Raw genomic sequence first — 24388 nt, 5'->3', positions numbered from 1 at the left:
CTGTCACGAAACGGGACAGCTGTGCCGCGGCCTTGCGCAGCCTGGGGCGGTTTTCGCACGAAATGGTGGCGGTTCGGGCAGAAGCGGCGGCCTTCGGGCGCGAAACCCGGCTGGCACGCGCCGTGCGAAGGCCGGCGACGCGCGATCCGGCGCCCCGCTTCGCACCGGACGACGCGAGCACGACAACCCAAGGAGACAACGATGCTGTACGCACTGCCCAACACGCCTGGCGCCAAGGTCCAGTTCAAGGCCCAGTACGACAACTTCATCGGCGGCAAGTTCGTGCCGCCGGCCGACGGCCAGTACTTCGACGTCATCACGCCGATCACCGGCAAGCCCTACACGCGTGCCGCGCGCTCCGGCGCCGCCGACGTCGAGCGTGCGCTCGACGCCGCGCACGCCGCGGCCGATGCCTGGGGCCGCACGCCGCCGGCCGATCGCTCGAACATCCTGCTGAAGATCGCCGATCGCATCGAGCAGAACCTCGAGCTGCTGGCCTACGCCGAGACGGTGGACAACGGCAAGCCGATGCGCGAGACGCTGGCCGCCGACGTGCCGCTGGCCGTCGACCACTTCCGCTACTTCGCCGGCTGCCTGCGTTCGCAGGAAGGCTCGATCAGCGAGATCGACGAGCACACCATCGCCTACCACTTCCACGAGCCGCTGGGCGTCGTCGGCCAGATCATCCCGTGGAACTTCCCGCTGCTGATGGCCGCCTGGAAGCTGGCGCCGGCGCTGGGCGCGGGCAACTGCGTGGTGCTGAAGCCCGCCGAATCGACGCCGGTCAGCATCATGGTCTTCGCCGAGCTGATCGCCGATCTGCTGCCGCCGGGCGTGCTGAACATCGTCAACGGCTATGGCCGCGAAGCCGGCATGCCGCTGGCGTCGAGCAAGCGCATCGCCAAGATCGCCTTCACCGGCAGCACCGCCACCGGCCGCGTCATCGCCCAGGCGGCGGCCGGCAACCTGATCCCGGCGACGCTGGAGCTCGGCGGCAAGAGCCCGAACATCTTCTTCGAGGACGTCGCCGACGCCGACGACGAGTTCTTCAACAAGGCGATCGAAGGCCTGGTGCTGTTCGCCTTCAACCAGGGCGAGGTCTGCACCTGCCCGTCGCGCGCGCTGATCCACGAGAAGATCTACGACAAGTTCATGGCGCGCGCGCTGGAACGCGTGAAGCAGATCAAGCAGGGCAGCCCGCTGGACACCGAGACGATGATGGGCGCGCAGGCCTCGGCGATGCAGATGGACAAGATCCTCGGCTATCTCGAGATCGGCCGCCAGGAAGGCGCCGAATGCCTGATCGGCGGCGGCCGTGCCGACCTCGGCGGCGAGCTGTCGGGCGGCTACTACATCCAGCCGACGCTGTTCAAGGGCCACAACGGCATGCGCGTGTTCCGCGAGGAGATCTTCGGCCCGGTGCTGGCGGTGACGACCTTCAAGACCGAGCAGGAGGCGCTGGACATCGCCAACGACACGCCTTACGGCCTGGGCGCCGGTGTCTGGAGCCGCGACGGCACCGCCGCCTACCGCGCCGGCCGCGCGATCAAGGCCGGCCGCGTCTGGACCAACTGCTACCACGCCTACCCGGCGCACGCGACCTTCGGCGGCTACAAGGAATCGGGCATCGGGCGCGAGACGCACAAGATGATGCTCGACCACTACCAGCAGACCAAGAACCTGCTGGTGAGCTACTCGCCGCACGCGCTGGGCTTCTTCTGAAGCCCGGGAGGCGCCGTCAGCGCGCCTCCAGCCGCAGCCGGACGGCGCGCCCCGCCGCCGCCTGCGGCGCCCCGAGTTGCGCCGAGCTCGCGCCGCGGCCCAGCAGATAGCTGCGCAGCGCGGCGGCTCGCTGGGCGGCCAGCGTCTCGTCGCCGCCGGCGTCGCCCGGCGCGGCGAGCGCCAGCGTCATCTGCGGCTGGCGCCGCAGCGCCTCGGCGAGCTTGTCCAGCACCGCCGCCAGCGGCGGCTTGACGCCGCGTTTGCCGGCGTCGAACGAGAACTCCAGCGGCACGTTCACCGCGACCGGCCCGCTGCCTTGCTGGGCGATGACGACCGGGGTGCCGTCGAACCAGCTCTGCAGCCATTGGCGCTCCACGACCAGCGCCGGCGTGCTGGGCGGCGCGACACGCGACGACGGCGACGGCGCGTTAGGGGGCGTTGTCTGGCATCCCGCAAGCCCCAAGATCGAAGCGAGAACCGCTGTCGCGGCAGGGCGCCATCGGGCGCGCGACGGATGGCGTGGCGTGCTTTGCGTCATGCAGAATTGTTTCGTCCTTGCCGCGTGGGGCGTGTGTCCAGAAGTTGGGTGTCCCCGCGCAGCGTGCACGAATCGCCGCCGAAGCTGTTTCAAAAAGCAGTAAAAGCATTTCTATCAGTTAGGATCATGTCTGGCGGCATGAAGCGCGATTCGCCACGATCGTGCTGATGCAGTGTGGTGTGGGGGTCTGCCCCGCGAACGCCCGAGCGGGCGTCCGGCGGCCGGGCCCGGTCCGTGGTGCGACCTCAGCCTGAATCGAGCATGAGCGAACAACAAGTCACTGCCGGCACCCTGACGCTGGGCGAAGGCGTCACGATCAGCGGCAAGATCAACGCGGCCGGCCGCGTCCAGGTCTTCGGTACCGTGAAGGGGGAGATCGAAGCCGACGACATCGCCGTCGGCAAGACCGGGCGCGTCGAGGGCAGCCTCAGCGCGCGCAACGTCGACATCCGCGGCGAGGTCGGCGAGACCATCGTCGCACGCGAGCAGATCGTCATCCGCTCGACCGCGGTCGTCACCGGCACGGTGACCTACCAGACGATCCAGATCGAAGGCGGCGCCCGCATCGACGGCCATCTGCGGCGTTCCGACACCGCCGCGCCGCCGCCCGCCCCGGCCCCTGCAGTCGAGCCCGGCGATGCGGATCAAGGCGCTGTCTGAGACGCCGATCCGCTGGCTGGACGACGTCCGGCGCAGCCTGCCGGACACCGGCGTCGCCTCCGTCATCGTCACCGACGACCGCGGCGTGCGCTACATCGAGCTGCGCCGCGACGCGATCGAAAGCACCATCGCACGCTTCAAGACGCTGGCGCTGTGGCTGGCGCTGGCCACCCTCGTCGCGGTGCTCTGCTTCGCGGCGCTGGTGCTGCGGCTGCAGAGCAGCGAGAGCGAGCGCGACTCGCTGTCGCAGACCGTCGCGACGCTGCAGAAGCTGGGTGCCGAGACCTTCGAGGTCGCCGACCTCGAGTCGATGACGCCCGAGCGCATGCGCGAGATGGTGCAGCGGCTCAAGCGCCGCGACGAGGCCTTCCGCGCCTACGTCGCGGTCACCGCGCGGCTGGCGGCGGCCGAGAACGGCCGCATCGGCGACTCGCTGCGTGCGCTGGGCGCCGGGCCCACCGAGGTGGCGTCGGCGCTGCGCCGGCTGACCGACGCGGCGCCCGAGCCGGGCGTCGGCGCGGCACTGGACAGCGAGGTCCAGGCCGAGCTCGAGCGTTTCATCTCGGCGCCGCAGCAGGACGTGCTGCTGGCCAACGCCGGCCTGCGCAAGCTGTTGTCGGACCTGCCGGCGGCGCCGCCGCTGGCCGACCCGCGCATGACCTCCGACTTCGGCCTGCGCCTGCACCCGATCTCGCGGCGGCTGGATACGCACCAGGGCGTGGACTTCGTCACCGCGGGCGACAAGCGCGTGCGTGCCGCGGCCGCCGGCGAGGTGCTGTTCGCCGGCTGGCGCTCGGGTTACGGCAACCTCGTCATCGTCGGTCACGCGCTGGGTTTCGAGAGCTGGTACGCGCACCTGTCGCAGATCCAGGTCGAGGCCGGTGCCAGCGTGCCGATCGGCGCGGTCCTGGGTGTCATGGGCAGTACCGGCTCGTCGACCGGCGAGCACGTTCACTTCGAGGTCCGCCGCGGCTCGCGGCCGATCGACCCCCTCAAAGTCTTCCGGGTGAGCCATGCTGTTCAATAAGCCGAAGTCCGAGCGCGGCGACGCCGCGGATTCCGAGACGCCGCCGGCCGCGCCGGCGCCCGGTGCGGTGCTGCCGGTGCTCGACGACGCGGTGCGCCGCAAGTCCGCTCGCCCCGAGGACGCGCGGCCGTCGGTGCTGGGCCCCGGGGTGCTGGTGCGCGGCTACATCGGCTCGCCCGGGCCGCTGCACTTCCAGGGCGACATCGAAGGCACCGTCGAGGCGCCGCAGGTGACGCTGGGCGCCGAAGGCTCGATCCGCGGCCAGATGGCCTGCGATCGCGCCACCCTGGACGGCCACTTCGACGGCCGCCTGCAGTGCCGCGAGCTGAACGTCGGCGCCAGCGCGCGGGTCGACGGCCAGGTGCGCTGCGACAACCTGGTGCTGGCGATGGGCGCGCTGATCAACGCCGAGGTCAGCATCGGGCCGCGCGAGTGACGCGGCGGCGCGGGGCTACACTCGGCCCTGCTCCGGGGTGCACGTATGGCGTGCTGAGATGGCGGACCTGACCGCCGGAACCGCGAACTTGATCTGGTTAGTCCCAGCGTAAGAAGAGCTGCAGCGCCGAGGCGCGTGGGTCCGTCCTTTTGGGGCGGGCGCACGCGCTGGTCCCCCGGCGCCGATGGCGGGGCATTCATCCAACCGAGATGGAGATTGCCCGATGAACGCTCCCGGCGAACTGCAGCAGCGGCTGTCCCTGAGCCGCGAACCCTTTCCCCAGTCCCGCAAGGTCCACGTGCCCGGCGCTTCGCCCGCGGTGCAGGTGGCGATGCGCGAGATCGCGCTGAGCAACGGCGAGACCGTCACGCTCTACGACACCTCCGGCCCCTACACCGACCCGGCGGTGGCGCTCGACGTTCGTCAGGGCCTGCCGCCGCTGCGCGCCGCCTGGCTGGACGCCCGCGCCGACACCGTGGCCTACGACGGCCGCCCGCCCGCTGCGCAGGACGACGGCGGCCGCCACGGCGACGCCGCCGATGCCCGCCTGGACGAACTGCGCCGCCAGGCCGCCGCCCTGCAGCGCCGCCCGCGCCGCGCTGCGGCCGGCGCCAGCGTGACGCAGATGCACTACGCGCGCCGCGGCATCGTCACGCCGGAGATGGAGTACGTCGCGCTGCGCGAGAACGGCCGCCGCGAGTGGATGCGCGAGTACCTCGGCGACGCCGCGCGCGAGGCCCGGCTGCGCGGCAACCCGCTGGGCGCCTGCATCCCGGAAACGATCACGCCCGAGTTCGTGCGCGACGAGGTGGCGCGCGGCCGCGCGGTGATCCCGGCCAACGTCAACCACCCGGAGATCGAGCCGATGATCATCGGCCGCAACTTCCGCGTGAAGGTCAACGCCAACATCGGCAACTCGCCGGTGACCTCGTCGATCGAGGAAGAGGTCGAGAAGCTGGTCTGGGCGATCCGCTGGGGCGCCGACACGGTGATGGACCTGTCGACCGGCCGCCACATCCACACCACGCGCGACTGGATCGTGCGCAACTCGCCGGTGCCGGTGGGCACGGTGCCGATCTACCAGGCGCTGGAGAAGGTCGGCGGCGTCGCCGAGGACCTGAGCTGGCCGCTGCTGCGCGACACGCTGATCGAGCAGGCGGAGCAGGGCGTCGACTACTTCACCTTGCACGCCGGGCTGCGCCTGCCCTTCGTGCCGCTGACCGCAGGGCGGCGCACCGGCATCGTCTCGCGCGGCGGCTCGATCCTCGCCAAGTGGTGCGTCGCCCATCACCAGGAGAACTTCCTCTACACGCACTTCGAGGAGATCTGCGAAATCATGAAGGCCTACGACGTCGCCTTCTCGCTCGGCGACGGCCTGCGCCCGGGCTCGGCCGCCGACGCCAACGACGAGGCCCAGTTCGCCGAGCTGCGCACGCTGGGCGAGCTGACCCAGGTCACGTGGCGGCACGAGGTGCAGACGATGATCGAAGGCCCCGGCCACGTGCCGATGCACCTGGTGCGGGCCAACATGGACGAGCAGCTGCGCCACTGCCACGAAGCGCCGTTCTACACGCTGGGGCCGCTGACGGTGGACATCGCCCCGGGCTACGACCACATCGCCAGCGCGATCGGCGCGGCGATGATCGGCTGGATGGGCACGGCGATGCTCTGCTACGTGACGCCCAAGGAGCACCTGGGCCTGCCCGACCGCGACGACGTGCGCCAGGGCATCGTCGCCTACCGCATCGCCGCGCACGCCGCCGACATCGCCAAGGGCCACCCCGGCGCACGCGCCCACGACGACGCGATGAGCAAGGCGCGTTTCGAGTTCCGCTGGCGCGACCAGTTCGCGCTGGGCCTGGACCCGCAGACCGCCGAAGCCTTCCACGACGAGACCCTGCCCAAGGACTCGTCGAAGGAAGCGCACTTCTGCTCGATGTGCGGGCCGCGTTTCTGCAGCATGAAGATCACGCGCGAGCTGCGCGAGTACGCCCAGGCCCAGGGGCTGGACGAGAGCGAGGCGCTGAAGCGTGGCCTGGCCGACAAGAGCGCCGAGTTCAAGGCCGCCGGCGGCGAGTTCTACGTGCCGGTCGAGGGGCTGCGCACAGCGCCTTCCGGGGGTGATCAGGGCTGAGGTTAATGGTCGGACCAATTTGAGCGGGCCACGGCTGGCGTTTCCCCGGCGTCACCCGGTGGTTACGGGGTCGGTACAGGAATACCCTGAGTCAATTGCTCGGGAAAATCCGCAGAATCCGCTCCGCTTCCGGGCGCCTCTCGTCAATTGGTCGGACCAATTCGGATTCGACTCCGGTCGAAATCGGCGCCCGTGAAGTGTTGAAGTCAGCCTTGCGGAGCCAGCCGGCGTGACGGTCGCGAGACCCGTGCTGCGTGCTTCCTGGAGCCCGTCTCGCGCGTGCAGCGGGGGCGTCAGCGGCGACTGAGACCAAGCCGGGCCGTTCGCGGCCCATGTCGTCCCCCTGGGTCCTTCCGACCGCTCGTCACACGGCCATGCAACCCATCTGGCAACAGAACTACGACCCCGCCGGCAACGTCTGGCTGTCGGCGCTGATCGCGCTGATTCCGATCATCTTCTTCTTCATCGCGCTGACGAAGCTGCGCCTCAAGGGCTACCAGGCCGGCACGATCACCGTGCTGCTGGCGCTGGGCGTGGCGCTGCTGTTCTATCGCATGCCGCTGTCGGCGGCGCTGGCCTCGGGGGCCTACGGCTTCTTCTACGGCCTGTGGCCGATCGCCTGGATCATCGTGGCCGCGGTCTTCCTCTACAAGATCTCGGTGAAGACCGGGCACTTCGACGTCATCCGCTCGTCGATCCTGTCGGTGACGCCTGATCAGCGGCTGCAGCTGATCCTGGTCGGCTTCTGCTTCGGCGCCTTCCTCGAAGGCGCGGCCGGCTTCGGCGCGCCGGTGGCGATCACCGCGGCGCTGCTGGTCGGCCTGGGTTTCAAGCCGCTGTACGCCGCGGGCCTGTGCCTGATCGCCAACACCGCGCCGGTGGCCTTCGGCGCGATGGGCATCCCGGTCATCGTCGCCGGCCAGGTGTCGGGTGTCGACGCCTTCGCGATCGGCCAGATGGCCGGCCGCCAGCTGCCGTTCATGACGATGATCGTGCTGTTCTGGCTGATGGCCATCATGGACGGCTGGCGCGGCATCAAGGAGACCTGGCCGGCGGTGCTGGTCGGCGGCGGCTCGTTCGCTGTCGTGCAGTTCCTGACCGCCAACTTCGTCGGCCCCGAGCTGCCGGACATCACCTCGGCGATCGTCTCGATGGTCGCGCTGACGGCCTTCCTGAAGGTCTGGCAGCCCAAGCGCATCTTCCGCTTCGAGCACGACGACGCCGCCGGCAAGCCGGTGGCGCCGCCGCCGCCCGCGGCGACGCTGTCGCTGGGCAAGATCGTCATGGCCTGGTCGCCGTTCATCATCCTCACCGCGATGGTGACGGTGTGGAGCGTCAAGCCCTTCAAGGCGCTGTTCGCCGCCGGCGGCCCGCTGGCCTCCACCGTGGTCAGCATCCCGGTGCCGCTGCTGGACAAGCTGGTCGAGAAGATGCCGCCGGTGGTGACCGCGGCCACGCCCTATGCCGCGGTCTACAGCTTCAACTGGCTGTCGGCCACCGGCACCGCGATCCTCTTCGCCGCGCTGCTGACGATCCTGTTCTCGCGCCTGGCGCCGGCCAAGGCGGCGGTGACGCTGGGCGAGACGCTGAAGGAGCTGATGATCCCGATCTACTCGATCGGCATGGTGCTGGCCTTCGCCTTCGTCGCCAACTACTCGGGCCTGTCGGCGACGCTGGCGCTGGCGCTGGCGCACACCGGCCACGCCTTCACCTTCTTCTCGCCCTTCCTGGGCTGGATCGGCGTCTTCCTGACCGGCTCGGACACCTCGGCCAACGCCTTGTTCGCGGCGCTGCAGGCCACCACCGCGCAGCAGCTCGGCCTGCCGCAGGTGCTGACCGTCGCCGCCAACACCACCGGCGGCGTCACCGGCAAGATGATCTCGCCGCAGTCGATCGCCATCGCCTGCGCCGCGGTCGGCCTGGCCGGGCGCGAGTCGGACCTGTTCCGCTTCACCGTCAAGCACAGCCTGGTCTTCGCCGCGATCATCGGCACGATGACGACGATCCAGGCCTACCTGCTGCCGTGGATGATTCCGGGTCACTGAACTCCCGGACACCGCGATGAGACTGGTCGACCACGTCGTCGAGAAACTGCTGGCCCTGGTGCAGGCGCGAAGCCTGCAACCCGGCCAGCGCCTGCCGGCCGAGCGTGCGCTGGCCGCCGAGCTGGGCGTCTCGCGCAGCTCGCTGCGCGAGGCGATCCAGAAGCTCGTCAGCCAGGGCGTGCTCAGCGCGCGCCAGGGCGACGGCACCTACCTGCAGTCCACGGCCCGCGCCGACTGGCTGCAGGAGGCGGTGGCGCCGCTGGTGAACCTGCTCGACACCGACCCCGGCTACCGCTTCGACGTCATCGAGACGCGCCATGCGCTGGAGACGGCCACCGCCGAGCTGGCGGCGCAGCGCGCCACCGCCGAGGACAAGGACCGCATCCGCCGCGCCTTCGACGTGATGATCGAGCACCAGCAGAGCGGCCACACCGAGCTGGCGGCACGTTCGGACGCCCAGTTCCATCTCGCCATCGCCGAGGCTTCGCACAACCTCGTGCTCAAGCAGCTGATGCACGGCCTGTTCAGCGTCGTGCTGTCGACGGTGACGCGCAACCGCGAAGACATGTTCCGCTTCAGCGCGCCCGAGACGCTGCGTCGGCTGAGCGCCGAACACCAGGCGGTGATGCTGGCCATCGTCGAAGGCGACGCGCCGCGTGCGCGCACCAGCATGGTCGAGCACCTCGAGCACGTGCGCCAGACGATCCAGCGCGAAGCCGAGGACCACGCCCGCCGCGAGCGGCTGCTGCGCCTGCCGGCCGATGCCGTCGCGCCGCTGCTGCCGCCTTCCCAGACTTCTCCGATTCCCTGACGATGATCATCTCCTCCACCGCGGATTACCGCGAGGCGGCCCGCCGGCGGCTGCCGCCCTTCCTGTTCCATTACATCGACGGCGGCGCCTACGCCGAGCAGACGCTGCGCCGCAACGTCGACGACCTGGCCGAGGTCGCGCTGCGCCAGCGTGTGCTCAAGGACATGAGTCAGCTCGACACGTCCATCGAGCTCTTCGGCGAGAAGCTCTCCATCCCCGTGACGCTGGCCCCGGTCGGCCTCACCGGCATGTACGCGCGCCGCGGCGAGGTGCAGGCGGCCCGCGCCGCCGAAGCCCAGGGCATCCCGTTCACGATGTCCAGCGTCTCGGTCTGCGCGATCGAGGAGGTGGCGCCCCAGATCAAGCGGCCGATGTGGTTCCAGCTCTACGTGCTGAAGGACCGCGGCTTCATGCGCAACGCGCTCGAACGCGCCCAGGCCGCCGGCTGCTCGGCGCTGGTGTTCACCGTCGACATGCCGGTGCCCGGCGCACGCTACCGCGACATGCACTCGGGCATGAGCGGCCCGAACGCGCCGCTGCGCCGCTACTGGCAGGGCCTGACGCACCCGCGCTGGGCCTGGGACGTGGGCCTGATGGGCAAGCCGCACGACCTGGGCAACATCTCCACCTACCGCGGCCAGCAGGTCGGGCTGCAGGACTACATGGGCTACCTGGGCGCCAACTTCGACCCGTCGATCTCGTGGAAGGACCTGGAGTGGATCCGCGAGTTCTGGCGCGGGCCGATGCTGATCAAGGGCATCCTCGACCCCGAGGACGCCAAGGACGCGGTGCGTTTCGGCGCCGACGGCATCATCGTCTCCAACCACGGCGGGCGGCAGCTCGACGGCGTGCTGTCCTCGGCGCGGGCGCTGCCGGCGATCGCCGACGCGGTGAAGGGCCAGATCAAGATCGTCGCCGACTCGGGCGTGCGCAACGGCCTGGACGTGGTGCGCATGCTGGCGCTGGGCGCCGACGCGACGATGATCGGCCGCGCCTACATCTACGCGCTGGCCGCCGCCGGCGAAGCCGGCGTGCGCCACCTGCTGGCGCTGATGGAAAAGGAGATGCGCGTGGCGATGACGCTGACCAGCGTCGCACGCGTCGCCGACATCGGCCCCGACCTGCTGGTGCGCGACGCATGAGCTCCCGCGACGCTCTGCTGGAGCAGCTGCGCGCCGCCGTCGGTGGCGCTCACGTGCTCACCGACGACCAGGCCACACGCCGCTTCCGCAAGGGCCACCGCACCGGCGAAGGCCCGGTGCTGGCCGTCGTGCGGCCCGGCAGCCTGCTGGAGCTGTGGCGCGTGCTGCAGGCGACGGTGGCGGCCGGGCGCATCGTCATCATGCAGGCCGCCAACACCGGGCTGACCGGCGGCTCGACGCCCGACGGCAGCGGCTACGACCGCGAGATCGTGCTCGTCAACACGCTGCGCATCACCGGCGTGCAGGTCATCGCCGGCGGCGAGCAGGTCGTCTGCCTGCCCGGCGCGACGCTGGACCAGCTGGAGCGCCAGCTGGCGCCGCTGGGCCGCGAGCCGCATTCGGTGATCGGCTCGTCGTGCATCGGCGCCTCGGTGCTGGGCGGCATCTGCAACAACTCGGGTGGCGCGCTGGTGCGCCGAGGGCCGGCCTACACCGAGCTGGCGCTGTACGCGCGCGTGGCCGACGACGGCCGCGTGGAGCTGGTCAACCACCTGGGCATCGCGCTCGGCGACACGCCCGAAGAGATCCTGACGCGGCTGGAGCGCGGCGAGTACGGCGAGGCCGACATCGTCCACGACAGCGGCCGCGCTGCGTCGGATCCGCGTTATGCCGAGCACGTGCGCGCCGTCGACGCCGACACGCCGGCACGCTTCAACGCCGACCCGTCGCGGCTGTTCGAGGCCTCGGGTTCGGCCGGCAAACTCTGCCTGTTCGCGGTGCGGCTGGACACCTTCCCGAAAGAAGCCAGCACCGTCTTCTACCTCGGCACAAACGAGCCCGACGAGCTGACCGCCGTGCGCCGCCACCTGCTGACCGCGCTGCCGCGGCTGCCGATCGCCGGCGAGTACATCCACCGCACGGCCTTCGACATCGGCGAGCGCTACGGCAAGGACACCTTCCTGCTGATCGACCGCTTCGGCACCGCGCGTGTGCCCAAGGCCTTCGCGCTGAAGAGCCGCATCGACGGCTTCTTCGAGCGTTTCGGCTGCCGCGGCGTGACCGACCGCGTGGTGCAGGCGATCACCGACCGGCTGCCCAGCCATCTGCCGGCACGCATGCGCGCGTGGCGCGACCGCTACGAGCACCACCTCCTGATCCGCGTCTCCAACGACCAGGCCGAGGCGACGCGCGAGTACCTGCAGCGCCAGTTCGAGGCCAGCACCACCGGCGCCTGGTTCGAATGCGACGCCGAGGAAGGGCGCAAGGCCTTTCTGCACCGCTTCGCGATCGCCGGCGCGGCGATCCGCTACCGCGAGGCGCACCGCGGCCAGGTTGGCGACATCGTCGCGCTGGACGTCGCGCTGCGCCGCAACGACCGCGCCTGGGTGGAGCAACTGCCCGACGAGATCGAGCGCGACGTCGTGCACAAGCTCTACTACGGCCACTTCTTCTGCCACGTCTTCCACCAGGACTACATCGTCAAGCCGGGCGTCGACCCGGTGGCGATGGAGCACCGCATGTGGGAACTGCTGGACGCGCGCCGCGCCGAGTACCCGGCCGAGCACAACGTGGGCCACCTCTACGTCGCCAAGCCGGCGCTGGTGGACCACTACCGCCGGCTGGACCCGACCAACACCTTCAACCCCGGCATCGGCCACACGCCGCGCGGGCGCGGCTGGCAGGAGTGCTGCGACCGGCCGGCGCCGGTGTGGCCGAAGGCGTATTCGGAGGCGGTGGAGTAGGGCGCTCCGCCCCGGGCACGCCGAATGCCCGGGTGGCGCGCGCATGCGATCCCCCCGCCCACCTCACACCTCGCCACGCCCGCTGCGTGTCGCGCTGGCCGTGGCCGCGCTGGGCCTGCTGCTCGGAGCCGGCTGCGCCGCGTCGCGCATCCAGGCCTCGGCCGACCTGGCCCGTGAGAGCGAGCCGTTCCAGGCCTCGCCCGAGGCGCCTGCGCATCGTCTGCTGATCGTCGGCGACAGCACCGCGGTGGGCACCGGAGCGAGTTCGCCGCGGGCCTCGCTGGCGGGGCTGATCGCCGCGGAGCATGCCGACTGGGCGATCGTCAACCGGGCGCGGGACGGCGCGAAGTTCGGCGACGTCGTCGGCCAGCTCGGCGGCAGCGAGCGCTTCGACACCGTGCTGCTGCTGGCCGGCGGCAACGACGTCGTGCGGCTGACCGGCGCCGAGAGCTTGCGCTCGTCGGTCGACGAGGCGCTGGGCCGGGCCCGCGTGCTGGCGCCGCGCGTCATCGTCATGCCCTCGGGCAACGTCGGCAACGCGCCGTTCTTCTTTCCGCCGTGGTCGTGGTGGATGACCCAGCGCTCGCGCGAGCTGCACCGCGTCGTGCGCAGCGCGGCCACGCGGCACGACGCCACCTACGTCGACCTGTTCAAGGAGCGCCGCGACGACCCGTTCGCCCAGCAGCCGAAGCGGCTGAACGCGGCGGACGGGCTGCATCCGAGCGACGAGGGTTACCGGCTCTGGCGCGAGGAATTGCGGCGGCAGGCGGGGGTGTAGCGGGCGGCCGCGGCTGCGGCTGCGGCTGCGGCTTACTCGATGTTTTGCACCTGCTCGCGCATCTGCTCCACGAGCACCTTCATCTCCACCGAGATGGCCGTCAGCTCGATCGCCGGCGACTTGGAGCCCAGCGTGTTCGCTTCGCGCTGCAGTTCTTGGATCAGGAAGTCCAGGCGCTTGCCGAGTTCGCCGCCCTTCTTGAGCAGGCGCTCGATCTCGTCGAGGTGCGAGCGCAGCCGGGTCAGCTCTTCGGCGACGTCGATGCGGATCGCGAAGGCCGCCGCTTCGGCCAGCGCGCGCTCCTGCAGCGTCGCGGCCGGCACGCTGTTGCCCGCGTTGGCGCCGGCCAGCGCCTCGTTCCAGCGCTCCAGGAAACGCTGCTGCTGGCGCTGCACCACCTGCGGCACCAGCGGCTCGGCCTTGTCGGCCAGTTCGCGCAGCTTGCCCAGGCGGTCCATCAGCATCGCCACCAGGCGCTTGCCTTCGCGGGCGCGGGCGTCCTTCAGGCCTTCGACGCACTGGCGCGCGGCTTCCAGCGCCGCTTCGTCCAGGCGTTCGCCGCCGGCGCCGTTGCGGCACCACTGCAGCACCTCGTTGACCGACAGGCCTCGCGCCTGCGGCAGCCAGCCCTGCACCGAGCTCTCCAGGCGCAGCAGGCGGTTGAGCTGTTCGGGGTTGGGGTTGGGCCAGGCCGAATCGGCGTCGCGCTGGGTCGAGATGCGCACCTCGATCTTGCCGCGCCGGAAGGCCGCGCCGAGCAGGTCGCGCAGCGCCGGTTCCAGCCCGCGCAGGTCGTCGGGCATGCGGAACGCGAGGTCCAGGAAGCGCCCGTTGACCGAGCGTGCCTCCACGGTCACGGAGGAGTTCGCGCCCCCCTCGGCAGCCGGGGCCGAAGCGGCGTTGGCATACCCCGTCATGCTATAAACCGCCATCGATTCCACCCCTCGAAAAGCCGGCGATTATGTCAAAGCCCAAACCCGCTCCACTGCCTTCGGGCACCGTGGTGGGGGGCTACCAGATCGTCAAGAAGCTGGCGGCTGGTGGCTTCGGCGTCGTCTACCTCGCCGAGGGCCAGGACAAGCAGCTCGTCGCGATCAAGGAATACCTGCCGTCGTCGCTGGCCGAGCGCTCGCCGGGTGAGCTGACGCCGCGCGTCAAGCCCGACAAGCAGCCGCTGTATCGCCTCGGTCTGAAGAGCTTCTTCGAAGAAGGCCGTTCGCTCGCGCAGATCAGCCACCCGAGCGTCGTCTCGGTGCTGAACTTCTTCCGCGAGAACGAGACCGTCTACATGGTGATGAACTACCTGCAGGGCGACACGCTGCAGGACTTCATCGTCACCGCGCGCGACCTCAAGCGCGACAAGGTGTTCCGCGAGAGCACGATCCGCAGCCTCTTCGACGAGATCCTGCGCGGCCTGCGCATCGTGCACCAGCACAAGATGCTGCACCTGGACATCAAGCCGGCCAACGTCTTCATCACCAACGACAACAAGGCGGTGCTGCTGGACTTCGGCGCCGCGCGCGAGGTGCTGTCCAAGGAAGGCAACTTCATCCGGCCGATGTACACGCCCGGTTTTGCCGCGCCGGAGATGTACCGCCGTGACGGCTCGCTGGGCCCCTGGACCGACATCTACGCCATCGGCGCCTGCATCTACGCCTGCATGCAGGGCTACCCGCCCAACGACGCGCCGCAGCGCCTGGAGAAGGACCGCCTGGCGCTGTCGCTCTCGCGGCTGCGCAACGTCTACTCGGACAACCTCATCGAGGTCACCGAGTGGTGCATGTCGCTGGACCCGCTGTCGCGCCCGCAGAGCGTGTTCGCGCTGCAGAAGGAGCTCTCGCGCGAGACCGAGCGCCGCTACACCAAGCTCTCCTTCAGCGAACGCCTGAAGCTGCAGATCGAGACCATCAAGACCGGCCAGAAGGCCTGACGCACGATGCGCTTCGCCGTCTACCAGGTCAGCCGCAAAGGCGGCCGCGAGAAGAACGAAGACCGCATGGGCTATTGCTACACGCGGGACGCGGGGCTCTTCGCGCTGGCCGACGGCATGGGCGGGCACCCGGAAGGCGAGGTCGCGGCGCAGCTGGCGCTGCAGACGCTGGCGGCGATCTTCCAGCGCGAGGCGCGGCCCTCGCTGCGCGAGCCGATGCGCGTGCTGCACGACGCGATCCTCGCCGCGCACCACCAGTTGCTGCGTTATGCCAGCGAACGCTCGCTCGGCGACACGCCGCGCACCACGGTCGTCGCCTGCGTGCTGCAGGGCAACTCGGCCTACTGGGCGCACTGCGGCGACTCGCGGCTGTACCTGGTGCGCGGCGACAAGCTGATCGCGCGCACCCGCGACCACTCGTATTCGGAACTGCAGGACACGCTGGCCCAGGTCGTGCCGATGGGCGAGCGCATGAACCGCAACGTGCTGTTCACCTGCCTGGGCAGCCCCGGCAAGCCGGTGGTCGACACCACCGGGCCGCTGCTCCTGCAGACCGGCGACCGCATCCTGCTGTGCTCCGACGGCCTGTGGGGCCACCTCAGCGACGCCGTCATCACCGAGCAGCTCGCGCACCGGCCGATCTCCGACGCCGTGCCCGAACTCGTCGAGCAGGCGCTGCGCCTGGGCGGCGCGCGCAGCGACAACGTCACCGCGATCGCCGTCGAGTGGGAGTGCGCCGAGGACGGCGAGACGACCGGGGTCTCGACGCTGTCGCTGGGCGACGAGGTCTTCGCGTCCACCATCCAGGCCAGCATGGCCGGCGAGCCGGCGGACGAGCTGGACGAAGCGGAGATCGAGCGCTCGATACGCGAGATCAACGAGGCTATCCGGCGCTCATCGCAGAAGCGATGAGCGCCGGATAGCTGACGCTGTCCCTTGGGCTCCCCCGGCCCCCTCCGCGAGGGGGCTCCAGTTTGGCGTTGGCTCCCCGAGCCCCCTCAGGAGGGGTTCCAGTTCGATGAACGTGGAGGATGGAGCGGGGCGGCGACAATGAGGGCTTCGTCTCCCATCCTCCCGCCATGACCTTCGTCCGCTCCAGCGGCCGTGCGCACGATGCGCTGCGGCCCGTCACGATCACCCGCCACTTCACCAAGCACGCCGAAGGCTCGGTGCTGGTCTGCTTCGGCGACACGCAGGTGTTGTGCACCGCCTCGGTCGAGGAGAAGGTGCCGCCGCACAAGCGCGGCAGCGGCGAGGGTTGGGTGACGGCCGAGTACGGCATGCTGCCGCGCGCCACGCACACGCGTGGCGACCGCGAGGCCGCACGCGGCAAGCAGAGCGGTCGCACGCAGGAGATCCAGCGCCTGATCGGGCGCTCGCTGCGCAGCGTCTTCGACCTCGCTGCCCTGGGCGAACGCAGCATCCTGATCGACTGCGACGTGCTGCAGGCCGACGGCGGCACGCGCACCGCGGCGATCACCGGCGCCTTCGTCGCCGCGCAGGACGCGGTGAACTGGCTGCTCGGCCAAGGCAAGATCGCCGCGACGCCGATCCGCGACCAGGTCGCCGCGATCTCGGTCGGCATCGTCGAAGGCACGCCGCTGCTGGACCTCGAATACATCGAGGACTCGGCCTGCGACACCGACATGAACGTCGTGATGACCGGCTCCGGCGGCTTCGTCGAGATCCAGGGCACGGCCGAAGGCGTGCCGTTCACGCGCGCCGAGATGGACGCGCTGCTGGCGCTGGCCGGCAAGGGCATCACCGAGCTGGCGGCCGCCCAGCGCGCGGCGCTGGCCGCCTGACGGGAGCGCGGCGATGCGTCTCGTGCTGGCCTCCAACAACGCGAAGAAGCTCAAGGAACTGCGGGCGCTGTTCGGCACGCTGCCGATCGAGCTGGTGCCGCAGGGCGAACTCGGCGTCTCGGAAGCCGACGAGCCGCACCACACCTTCGTCGAGAACGCGCTGGCCAAGGCGCGCCATGCCGCTCGCGCCGTCGGCGGCGCGGCGATCGCCGACGACTCCGGGCTGTGCGTCGACGCGCTCGGCGGCGCGCCGGGCGTGATCTCGGCGCACTACGCAGCGCTGCCGGCCGAGGCCGCCGCTCTGGCCGACCGCGAGGCGCGCCGCGCCGCGCAGGACGCGGCCAACAATGCGCTGCTGCTGGAGCGCATGGCCGGCGTCGCCGACCGCCGCGTGGCTTTCGTCAGCGTCATCGTCGCGCTGCGCCACGCCGACGACCCCGAGCCGCTGGTCGCCGCCGGACGCTGGAACGCCGAACTGCTGGCCGAACGCCGCGGCAGCGGCGGCTTCGGCTACGACCCGCTGGTCTACGTGCCCGAACTCGGCGCGACGGCGGCCGAGCTCGACGCCGCGACGAAGAACGCGCACAGCCACCGCGCCCGTGCCGCGGCGCAGATGACGGCGTTGATGCGCAACGCCTGGCACCTTGGCTGAGCCCCGCGCCGAAGCGACGCTGCGCTGGCTGAAACCCGGCGCCGTGCGTCTGGACGCGCTGCCGCCGCTGTCGCTGTACCTGCACGTGCCCTGGTGCCTGCGCAAGTGCCCGTACTGCGACTTCAACTCGCACGAACTGGGCGGCGGCCGGCCCGACGCGGCGCTGCAAGCGCGGTATGTCGACGCACTGGTCGCCGACCTCGAAGCCTCGCTGCCGCTCATCTGGGGCCGGCCGGTGATCAGCGTCTTCATCGGCGGCGGCACGCCCAGCCTGCTGGAGCCCGGGCAGGTCGACCGGCTGCTGGCCGCCGTGCGGGCGCGCCTGCCGCTGGAGCCCGGCTGCGAGATCACGCTGGAAGCCAACCCCGGCACCTTCGAGCGCGAGCGTTTCGCCGCCTTCCGCGCCGCCGGCGTCACGCGGCTGTCGGTCGGCGTGCAGAGCTTCGACGACGCCGCGCTGGCCGCCATCGGCCGCGTGCACGACGGCGCCCAGGCGCGGGCCGCGCTCGAGGAGGCGGCGCGTGCCTTCGACACCTTCAACCTCGACCTGATGTACGCGCTGCCCGGCCAGGACCTGGCGGCGCTGGCGCGCGACCTGGCCACGGCGTTGTCGTTCTCGCCGCCGCATCTGTCGATCTACCACCTGAGCCTGGAGCCGAACACACGCTTCGCCTCGCGTCCGCCCGAAGGCCTGCCCGACGACGACCTGGCCAGCGACATGCTGGACCTGATCGCCGAACGCACCGCCGCCGGCGGGCTGGCGCGCTACGAGGTCTCGGCCTTCGCGCGGCCCGGGCACCGCTGCGTGCACAACCAGAACTACTGGCACTTCGGCGACTACCTGGGCCTGGGCGCCGGCGCGCACGGCAAGCTGTCGTTCGCCGAACGAGTCGTGCGCCAGGTGCGCTGGCGCGAGCCGCAAGCCTACGTCGAGCAGGCGCTGGCCGGCCACGCGGTGTCCAACGAGCACGAGGTCGGCGCGGCCGAGCTGCCGTTCGAGTTCATGCTCAACGCCTTGCGCCTGCGCGAGGGCTTCGAGCTGGGCCTGTTCGCCGAACGCACCGGCCTGTCGCCGACGACGCTGGAGCCGGGGCTGACGAAGGCGCTGGAGCGTGGCCTGCTGGAACGCCAGGGCGCGCGCCTGGTGCCCACCGCACGCGGCTTCGACTTCCTGTCCGACCTGCAGCAGCTGTTCCTGGCCGCCTGAGCGGCCCGGCGCTCAGTGGATGAGCTTGGCGCCGGCGACGACGAGCAGCGTCGCGATCGCCGGCCGCAGCACGCCTTCGGGCAGGCGGGTGCCCAGATGCGAGCCGAGGATGATTCCGGGGATCGAACCGATCAGCAGCGTGCCCAGCAGCAGCAGGTCGACGTTGCCCAGCATCAAGTGGCCGGTGCCGGCGACGATGGTCAGCGGGATCGCGTGCACGATGTCGGTGCCCACCAGCCGTGACGGCGTCATCCGGAACGGGTACAGGTAGACCAGCATCACCGCGCCGAGCGCGCCGGCGCCGATCGAGGTCAGCGTCACCAGCAGGCCGAGGATGGCGCCGGCCAGCACCGTCAGCGCCGGCTGCCAGCGCTTGAAGTCGACCGGCGACACGGTGCGCAGCTTCAGGCCCACGGCCTGCACGCGCTTCTTGAACAGCATCGCCACCGCGGTCAGCAGCAGCACTGCGCCCAGAGCGTCCATCAGCAGAGCGCTCTTGAGCTGCGAGGCGTTGGTCAGGTGCAGCCAGGCCAGCGTCGCGATCGAGGTCGGCAGGCTGCCCAGGCACAGCAGCTTGAGCACCTCGCGGTCGACGGTGCCCTTGGAGTGGTGCACGAAGCCGCCGACCGACTTGGTGATCGCGGCGAACCAGAGGTCGGTGCCGATCGCCGAAGCCGGCGCGACGCCGAACAGCAGCACCAGGATCGGCGTCATCAGCGCCCCGCCGCCGACGCCGGTGATGCCGACGATAGTGCCGACTCCGAAGCCGGCCACGGCATTCACCCACGACGCGTCCAAATTCGTTCCTCGCTGCTGATCCGCCGCCGATGCTAGTCGCACGCATGAAGGCGTGCCGCTGCAGGCCCGTGGCTGCGGGGTCAGCAAGCTCCGGGCCGGCGTGCGGCCCGCATTCCCGGGGTCAGACCCGCGTGGTGGCCAGGCCGGCGGTGCTGCGCAGGCGCTCGATCAGCGCCGGGGCGATGCGCTGCAGCGGCAGCACCTCGTGCGCCGCGCCGTGGGCGATCGCTTCGCGCGGCATGCCGAAGACGACGCAGGTCGCTTCGTCCTGGGCCACGTTCCAGCTGCCGGCGTCGCGCATCTCGCGCATCGCGCGCGCGCCGTCGGCGCCCATGCCGGTGAGCATCACGCCCAGCGCGTTCTGGCCGACCACCCGCGCCGCCGACTGGAACAGCACCTCGACCGAGGGCTTGTGGCGGTTCACCGGGTCGCCGTCGCGCACGCGGGCGATGTAGTTGGCGCCCGAACGCTCCACCGACAAATGCAGGCCGCCCGGGGCGATGTAGGCGTGGCCCGGCAGCACGCGCTCGCCGTCCACGGCCTCGGCGACGCGGATGCGCGCCAGCCCGTTCAGCCGCGCGGCGTAGCTCTTCGTGAAGCCCGGCGGCATGTGCTGGGTGATCATCACCGCCGGCGAGTCCGGCGGCAGCTGGGTGATGCCTTCGCGCGTCGCTTCGGTGCCGCCGGTGGAGGCGCCGATGAAGATGATCTTCTCGGTCGACAGCCGGCCCAGCGGGCTCACCGACACCGGCTTGGCGGCGCCGCCGCCGGCGGCGGCCGGAGCCGGCGCCAGGCGGTGCACGCGGGCCTTGGTCGCGGCGCGGATCTTCTCGGTGATGTCGTCGCCCAGCTGGCGCAGGCCGTCGGCGACGCCGATCTTGGGCTTGGCGACGAAGTCGACGGCGCCCAGTTCCAGCGCCTTCATCGTCACCTCGGCGCCGCGTTCGGTCAGCGTCGAGACCATCACCACCGGCATCGGCCGCAGCCGCATCAGGCGCGACAGGAAGTCGATGCCGTCCATGCGCGGCATCTCGACGTCCAGCGTGATGACGTCGGGGTTCAGGTTGCGGATCATCTCGCGCGCCACCAGCGGGTCGGCGGCGGCGCCGATGCAGGTCATGTCCGGCTGGCGGTTGATGATCTCGGCCAGCAGGCCGCGTACGAGAGCGGAATCGTCGACGACGACGACGCGGGTCTTGCTCATCCTCTTGTTCTCCTGCGTCCGTGGCGCCGAGTTCAGAACAGGTCGACGCTGCCGCCGCTGCTGCCGGCGGGAACGCGCTGGGTCGCGGCGGCGCGTTCCTGCGCCACCAGGGCCTCGGTGTTGGCCGAAGCCAGTTTCTTGACCATCGCCTTGCCGCTGTGCGGCAGGAAACACACTTTGCGCGGATAGATGTCCAGCACGTCCTTGCTGACCACCGTGATGCGCTCGGTGCGCAGATAGTCCATCACGAAGGTCGTGTTGCGCTCGCCGACGTTGATGCTGTTCATGCCGCTGATGACCGCGCCGCCGCCGAAGACCTTGGCTTCCATCGTCGAACGCGTGGCGCCGCGCTTGATCATCTCGTTGATCAGCAGTTCCATCGCGAACGAGCCGTAGCGGCCGCAGTCGGCCGAGCCGCCGGCGTCGGGCAGCATGAAGTGGTTCATGCCACCGATCTTCTTCTCGCGGTCCCACAGGCAGGCGGCGATGCACGAGCCCAGCGTCGTCATGATGAGGATGTCCTCGTCGTGCACGAAGAACTCGCCGGGCAGCACCTTCACCGCTTCGTTGCGGAAGTGCGAGTCGTAGAAGAAGAACGAGGCCTCGCCCGGGCGACGCGATGCGCTCTTCAGACGCTCCAGGCGCGAGGGCCCGGAGGGCGCACGCGCGGCAGGCGCCGCGGACAGGGAGGCGATTGACATGGTCGTCTTATCGTCCGGTTCGGATACGTTCTTGAGTCAGGACAATCTCGCAGGTCGACTCAGACACGCTCGTAGATCGTTTTTCCGCGCAATCTGAACAGATCGCGCGAGTCGGTGAAGTTCTCCGAGTGGCCGACGTAGAGCAGGCCGCCGGGCTTCATCGCCGCGTGCGTGCGCTCGAGCACCTTGCGCTGCGTCGGGTTGTCGAAATAGATCATCACGTTGCGGCAGAACACGATGTCGAACGGGTCGCCCAGCGCCGACCAGCTCGTGCTCATCAGGTTGAAGGTACGGAACTCGATCAGCCGCGACAGCTCGGGTTTGACCCGGATGAAGCCTTCGTTCTTGGCCGTGCCGCGCATGAAGTGGCGCTTGAGCCGCTCGGGCGACAGGCCGCGCGCGTCGGCGCCGTAGACGCCGCGGCTGGCGGTGGCCAGCACCTTGGTGTCGATGTCGCTGCACAGGATCTTCACCTGCGCCGAGGCGCCCAGCGTCTCGGCCACGGTCATCGCCAGCGAGTACGGTTCCTCGCCGGTCGACGCGGCGTTGCACCAGATGCGGATCGGCTTGGAGGCGCGCGCACGCAGGTCCTCCACCAGTGCGTGGAAGTGGTGCTCCTCGCGGAAGAAGGCCGTCAGGTTGGTGGTCAGGCAGTTGATGAACTCCTGCCACTCCTGGTCGGAGCCGCCGCGTTCGAGCGCCTGCAGATAACTCGAGAAGTCGCGGTAGCCGGTCTCGCGCAGCCGGCGCGACAGCCGGCTGTAGACCATCGCCTGCTTGCCCGCGTGCAGGCTGATGCCGGCGCGCTGGTAGATCAGCTGGCGGATGCGTTCGAAGTCGGCCGCCGAGAGCGTGAACTCCTGTTCGGCAACATTGGCCAGCACGGGCAGGGCAGCGTTCATGGCGGGACGGGGCCGGGCACGCAGCGCCAAGCCGAGGATGATGATTCCGGCCGCCAGTGTCGCGTCACGCGCCGTTGCCGTGGGCTGGAGTTGTGAGGCGTTTTCCTCTCAGATCCCATTTGCGAGGGGCGTAACCCCGGCTAGACTGGTGCTTTCCCGGGGGTGTCGGACCGATCGGCGCCCCAAGACCGCATCCCGTGGATCGTCCCTGTCACCCGATTCCCGCCGACGAGACCCTGCCGCTGCGCCTGGACCAGGCGCTGCAGTTGCTCGCCCATTCCGGCGTGCCGGAGCCGCACGGCGAGCGCGGCAGCACCGCCTGGATGCAGCAGCTGATCGACGCGCTCGTCGAACTGTCCAGCCGTGACGCGCTGACCGGCCTGTCCAACCGCCGCGCCTTCCAGCTCGCGCTCGAACGCGAGATCGATCGCGTCGCACGCAGCGGCGAGCCGGCGTTGATGCTGGTCGCCGACATCGACCACTTCAAGCTCGTCAACGATCGCTTCGGCCACGCCGCCGGAGACGAGGTCATCCGCGCCGTCGCCGGCGTGCTCGCCGACAGCGTGAGGCCGATGGACCTGGTCGCCCGTGTGGGTGGCGAGGAGTTCGCGATCATCCTGCCCAACTGTCCGCACACTTTCGGCCAGACCGTGGCCGAAAGGATCCGCCAGCAGGTCGAGCGCCTGCGCGTACCCTGTGCCAACGGCCGCGAACTGGCCGTCAGCATCAGTGTCGGCGGTGCGTTCGCGCCGCAATGGGTGCGTTCCACGCCGGCGCTGTGGCTGGAACGTGCCGACCTGCAGCTCTACGCGGCCAAGGCCGCCGGCCGCAACCGCGTGCTTCTCGAGCCGACGGCGGACTCGCACGTCAGCCACGAGGAAAAGCGACTGTTGTTCGACTCCACGAGCTTCCAGGACTTCATATGACCGACGGTATCCCGCCGGCCGCCGTGCCAAGCTCCCGAGACGACGCCCCGCGCGCCGCGCGGCCGCGTGCGCGCATCAGCGCGATCACCAGCGGCAAGGGCGGGGTCGGCAAGACCTTCGTCGCCGCCAATCTGGCCGCCGCACTCGCCCGCCAGGGCCGGCGCGTGCTCGTGCTCGACGCCGACCTGGGGCTGGCGAACCTGGACGTCGTGCTCAACCTGTATCCCAAGCTGACGCTGCACGACGTCTTCACCGGCAAGTGCTCGCTCGAGGACGCGCTGTTGCCGGCGCCGGGCGGCTTCACGGTGCTGCTCGCCGGCTCGGGCATGGTCGAGTACTCGCGCATGACGCCCGAAGTGCGCGACCAGCTGCAGCGCGTGATCTCCGAGGTCGCGCCGCGTTTCGACCACGTCATCCTGGACACCGGCGCCGGCATCTCCGACGTCGTGCTCTACGCCGTCTCTCTGGCCGACGACGTGTTCGTCGTCGCGACGCCCGAGCCGACCTCGCTCACCGACGCCTACGCGACGATCAAGGTCCTGGCGACCACCCAGGGCCGGCGCCAGATGCACGTGCTGGTCAACCAGGCCCGCCGCCCCGGCGAAGGCCGTGCCGTGCGCCAGCAGCTGCAGGCCGTCGTCGACCGCTACGTCGTGCCCTCGCTGGACGGCCCGGTGCGCCTGGACCTGCTCGGCGAACTGCCGGCCGATCCCTCGGTGCGCGAAGCCGTGCTGCGCCGCCAGCTGCTGCTCGAAAGCCTGCCCGGTGCGCCGGCCGCCATCGCGATGGTCGGCGTCGCGACGCGGCTGCTGGCTTCCACCGACGGCGTCAGGTGAGCGAGGCCACGGCCCCGACGCCGTTCGAGCGCCTGGACGGCGAGACCGGCGTGCGTGCGCTGGTCGACCGCTTCTACGACCTGATGGAGCTCGAACCGGCCTACGCCGGCCTGCGCGCGCTGCATCCGCAGAGCCTGGACGGCTCGCGCGACAAGCTGTTCTGGTTCCTCTGCGGCTGGCTGGGCGGCCCCGACCACTACGTGCAGCGTTTCGGCCACCCGCGGCTGCGCGCCCGCCACCTGCCGTATGCGATCGGCATCGCCGAGCGCGACCAGTGGATGGCCTGCATGATCCAGGCGCTGGCCGAGCGCGAGATCGAGCCGGCGCTGGCCGACAAGCTCGCCGAGTCGCTGTTCGGCACCGCCGACTGGATGCGCAACCAGGGCGGCTGA

Annotated in this window: 24 protein-coding genes and 1 riboswitch; of the genes, 18 read left to right on the top strand and 6 right to left on the bottom strand. The window is 70.5% G+C overall.

The features are described 5' to 3' along the window. Positions 1-201: 201 nt before the first annotated feature. Positions 202-1722, top strand: a complete 1521-nt coding sequence (gene exaC / locus RGE_RS17380) for an acetaldehyde dehydrogenase ExaC (RefSeq protein WP_014429760.1) — start codon at positions 202-204, stop codon at positions 1720-1722. A 16-nt stretch (positions 1723-1738) separates the two neighbouring features. Here the strand turns inward: exaC and RGE_RS17375 are convergent, their stop codons facing one another. Continuing rightward, positions 1739-2098, bottom strand: coding sequence for a hypothetical protein (locus tag RGE_RS17375; RefSeq protein WP_014429759.1), 360 nt, complete (start codon positions 2096-2098; stop codon positions 1739-1741). A 423-nt stretch (positions 2099-2521) separates the two neighbouring features. On the opposite strand from RGE_RS17375, the gene RGE_RS17370 reads away from it, so the two are divergent. The 9 genes from RGE_RS17370 (at position 2522) to RGE_RS17330 (ending at position 13035) form a co-directional block, all read left to right on the top strand. After that, entirely contained in the window at positions 2522-2920 is a 399-nt protein-coding gene (locus RGE_RS17370; RefSeq protein WP_014429757.1) for a bactofilin family protein, read from the top strand. Continuing rightward, on the top strand, positions 2898-3947 hold the full coding sequence (locus RGE_RS23360) for a M23 family metallopeptidase (RefSeq protein ID WP_014429756.1): 1050 nt from the start codon (positions 2898-2900) through the stop codon (positions 3945-3947). The genes RGE_RS17370 and RGE_RS23360 overlap by 23 nt, the downstream gene beginning before the upstream one ends. Next, positions 3934-4383 carry a bactofilin family protein gene (locus RGE_RS17360; RefSeq protein WP_014429755.1) on the top strand — a complete coding sequence of 150 codons (450 nt, stop codon included), beginning with the start codon at positions 3934-3936 and terminating at the stop codon, positions 4381-4383. Before RGE_RS23360 ends, RGE_RS17360 begins: the two co-directional genes overlap by 14 nt. A 23-nt stretch (positions 4384-4406) precedes the next feature. Beyond that, positions 4407-4515, top strand: a riboswitch (TPP riboswitch). A gap of 91 nt (positions 4516-4606) precedes the next feature. Continuing rightward, a complete protein-coding gene (gene thiC / locus RGE_RS17355) occupies positions 4607-6517 on the top strand; it encodes a phosphomethylpyrimidine synthase ThiC (RefSeq protein WP_014429754.1) in 1911 nt (636 codons plus the stop codon). 374 nt (positions 6518-6891) lie between these two features. Continuing rightward, positions 6892-8562 (top strand): L-lactate permease, encoded by a 1671-nt coding sequence (gene lldP / locus RGE_RS17350; RefSeq protein WP_014429753.1) that lies wholly within the window; start codon positions 6892-6894, stop codon positions 8560-8562. 16 nt (positions 8563-8578) lie between these two features. After that, positions 8579-9373, top strand: a complete 795-nt coding sequence (gene lldR, locus RGE_RS17345) for a transcriptional regulator LldR (RefSeq protein WP_014429752.1) — start codon at positions 8579-8581, stop codon at positions 9371-9373. 2 nt (positions 9374-9375) lie between these two features. Beyond that, the gene (gene lldD, locus RGE_RS17340; protein ID WP_014429751.1) at positions 9376-10515 is read left to right on the top strand and encodes an FMN-dependent L-lactate dehydrogenase LldD; all 1140 of its coding nucleotides are present in this window, start codon (positions 9376-9378) and stop codon (positions 10513-10515) included. Continuing rightward, the gene (gene dld / locus RGE_RS17335) at positions 10512-12257 is read left to right on the top strand and encodes a D-lactate dehydrogenase (RefSeq protein WP_014429750.1); all 1746 of its coding nucleotides are present in this window, start codon (positions 10512-10514) and stop codon (positions 12255-12257) included. Before lldD ends, dld begins: the two co-directional genes overlap by 4 nt. A 43-nt stretch (positions 12258-12300) precedes the next feature. Next, complete coding sequence (locus RGE_RS17330; RefSeq protein ID WP_014429749.1) at positions 12301-13035, top strand: SGNH/GDSL hydrolase family protein; 735 nt, start codon at positions 12301-12303, stop codon at positions 13033-13035. Between the two features lie 32 nt (positions 13036-13067). On the opposite strand, the gene RGE_RS17325 is transcribed toward RGE_RS17330, so the two are convergent. Next, the gene (locus tag RGE_RS17325; RefSeq protein WP_081528293.1) at positions 13068-13967 is read right to left on the bottom strand and encodes a YicC/YloC family endoribonuclease; all 900 of its coding nucleotides are present in this window, start codon (positions 13965-13967) and stop codon (positions 13068-13070) included. 29 nt (positions 13968-13996) lie between these two features. Between RGE_RS17325 and RGE_RS17320 the strand changes: the two genes are divergently transcribed. From RGE_RS17320 to hemW, 5 genes are all read left to right on the top strand, one after another. Beyond that, positions 13997-14965 carry a serine/threonine protein kinase gene (locus tag RGE_RS17320; RefSeq protein WP_014429747.1) on the top strand — a complete coding sequence of 323 codons (969 nt, stop codon included), beginning with the start codon at positions 13997-13999 and terminating at the stop codon, positions 14963-14965. Between the two features lie 6 nt (positions 14966-14971). Then, positions 14972-15877 (top strand): PP2C family protein-serine/threonine phosphatase, encoded by a 906-nt coding sequence (locus RGE_RS17315; RefSeq protein ID WP_014429746.1) that lies wholly within the window; start codon positions 14972-14974, stop codon positions 15875-15877. 167 nt (positions 15878-16044) lie between these two features. Continuing rightward, the gene (gene rph / locus RGE_RS17310) at positions 16045-16770 is read left to right on the top strand and encodes a ribonuclease PH (protein WP_043784242.1); all 726 of its coding nucleotides are present in this window, start codon (positions 16045-16047) and stop codon (positions 16768-16770) included. Positions 16771-16783: 13 nt separating this feature from the next. Further along, positions 16784-17422, top strand: coding sequence for a non-canonical purine NTP pyrophosphatase (locus RGE_RS17305; protein ID WP_014429744.1), 639 nt, complete (start codon positions 16784-16786; stop codon positions 17420-17422). Further along, positions 17415-18629, top strand: coding sequence for a radical SAM family heme chaperone HemW (hemW, locus tag RGE_RS17300; RefSeq protein WP_014429743.1), 1215 nt, complete (start codon positions 17415-17417; stop codon positions 18627-18629). Before RGE_RS17305 ends, hemW begins: the two co-directional genes overlap by 8 nt. A gap of 12 nt (positions 18630-18641) precedes the next feature. On the opposite strand, the gene RGE_RS17295 is transcribed toward hemW, so the two are convergent. From RGE_RS17295 to RGE_RS17280, 4 genes are all read right to left on the bottom strand, one after another. Beyond that, the gene (locus tag RGE_RS17295; RefSeq protein WP_148280219.1) at positions 18642-19412 is read right to left on the bottom strand and encodes a sulfite exporter TauE/SafE family protein; all 771 of its coding nucleotides are present in this window, start codon (positions 19410-19412) and stop codon (positions 18642-18644) included. A 136-nt stretch (positions 19413-19548) separates the two neighbouring features. Beyond that, entirely contained in the window at positions 19549-20631 is a 1083-nt protein-coding gene (locus RGE_RS17290; RefSeq protein WP_014429741.1) for a protein-glutamate methylesterase/protein-glutamine glutaminase, read from the bottom strand. A gap of 32 nt (positions 20632-20663) precedes the next feature. Continuing rightward, positions 20664-21332, bottom strand: coding sequence for a chemoreceptor glutamine deamidase CheD (gene cheD, locus RGE_RS17285; protein ID WP_014429740.1), 669 nt, complete (start codon positions 21330-21332; stop codon positions 20664-20666). A gap of 59 nt (positions 21333-21391) precedes the next feature. Continuing rightward, positions 21392-22234, bottom strand: coding sequence for a CheR family methyltransferase (locus RGE_RS17280; RefSeq protein ID WP_014429739.1), 843 nt, complete (start codon positions 22232-22234; stop codon positions 21392-21394). A gap of 197 nt (positions 22235-22431) precedes the next feature. On the opposite strand from RGE_RS17280, the gene RGE_RS17275 reads away from it, so the two are divergent. The 3 genes from RGE_RS17275 to RGE_RS17265 are packed head-to-tail and all read left to right on the top strand — an operon-like array spanning position 22432 to position 24388. Beyond that, positions 22432-23160 carry a GGDEF domain-containing protein gene (locus RGE_RS17275; protein ID WP_014429738.1) on the top strand — a complete coding sequence of 243 codons (729 nt, stop codon included), beginning with the start codon at positions 22432-22434 and terminating at the stop codon, positions 23158-23160. Then, positions 23157-23996, top strand: coding sequence for a MinD/ParA family protein (locus RGE_RS17270; protein ID WP_014429737.1), 840 nt, complete (start codon positions 23157-23159; stop codon positions 23994-23996). Before RGE_RS17275 ends, RGE_RS17270 begins: the two co-directional genes overlap by 4 nt. Further along, the gene (locus RGE_RS17265; protein WP_014429736.1) at positions 23993-24388 is read left to right on the top strand and encodes a group II truncated hemoglobin; all 396 of its coding nucleotides are present in this window, start codon (positions 23993-23995) and stop codon (positions 24386-24388) included. The genes RGE_RS17270 and RGE_RS17265 overlap by 4 nt, the downstream gene beginning before the upstream one ends.

The sequence above is a fragment of the Rubrivivax gelatinosus IL144 genome, from assembly GCF_000284255.1.
GTDB classification, from domain to species: Bacteria; Pseudomonadota; Gammaproteobacteria; order Burkholderiales; family Burkholderiaceae_C; genus Rubrivivax; species Rubrivivax gelatinosus_A.
Note: the sequence above shows the minus strand (reverse complement) of the source record. Positions and strands in the feature narration are given on the sequence as shown.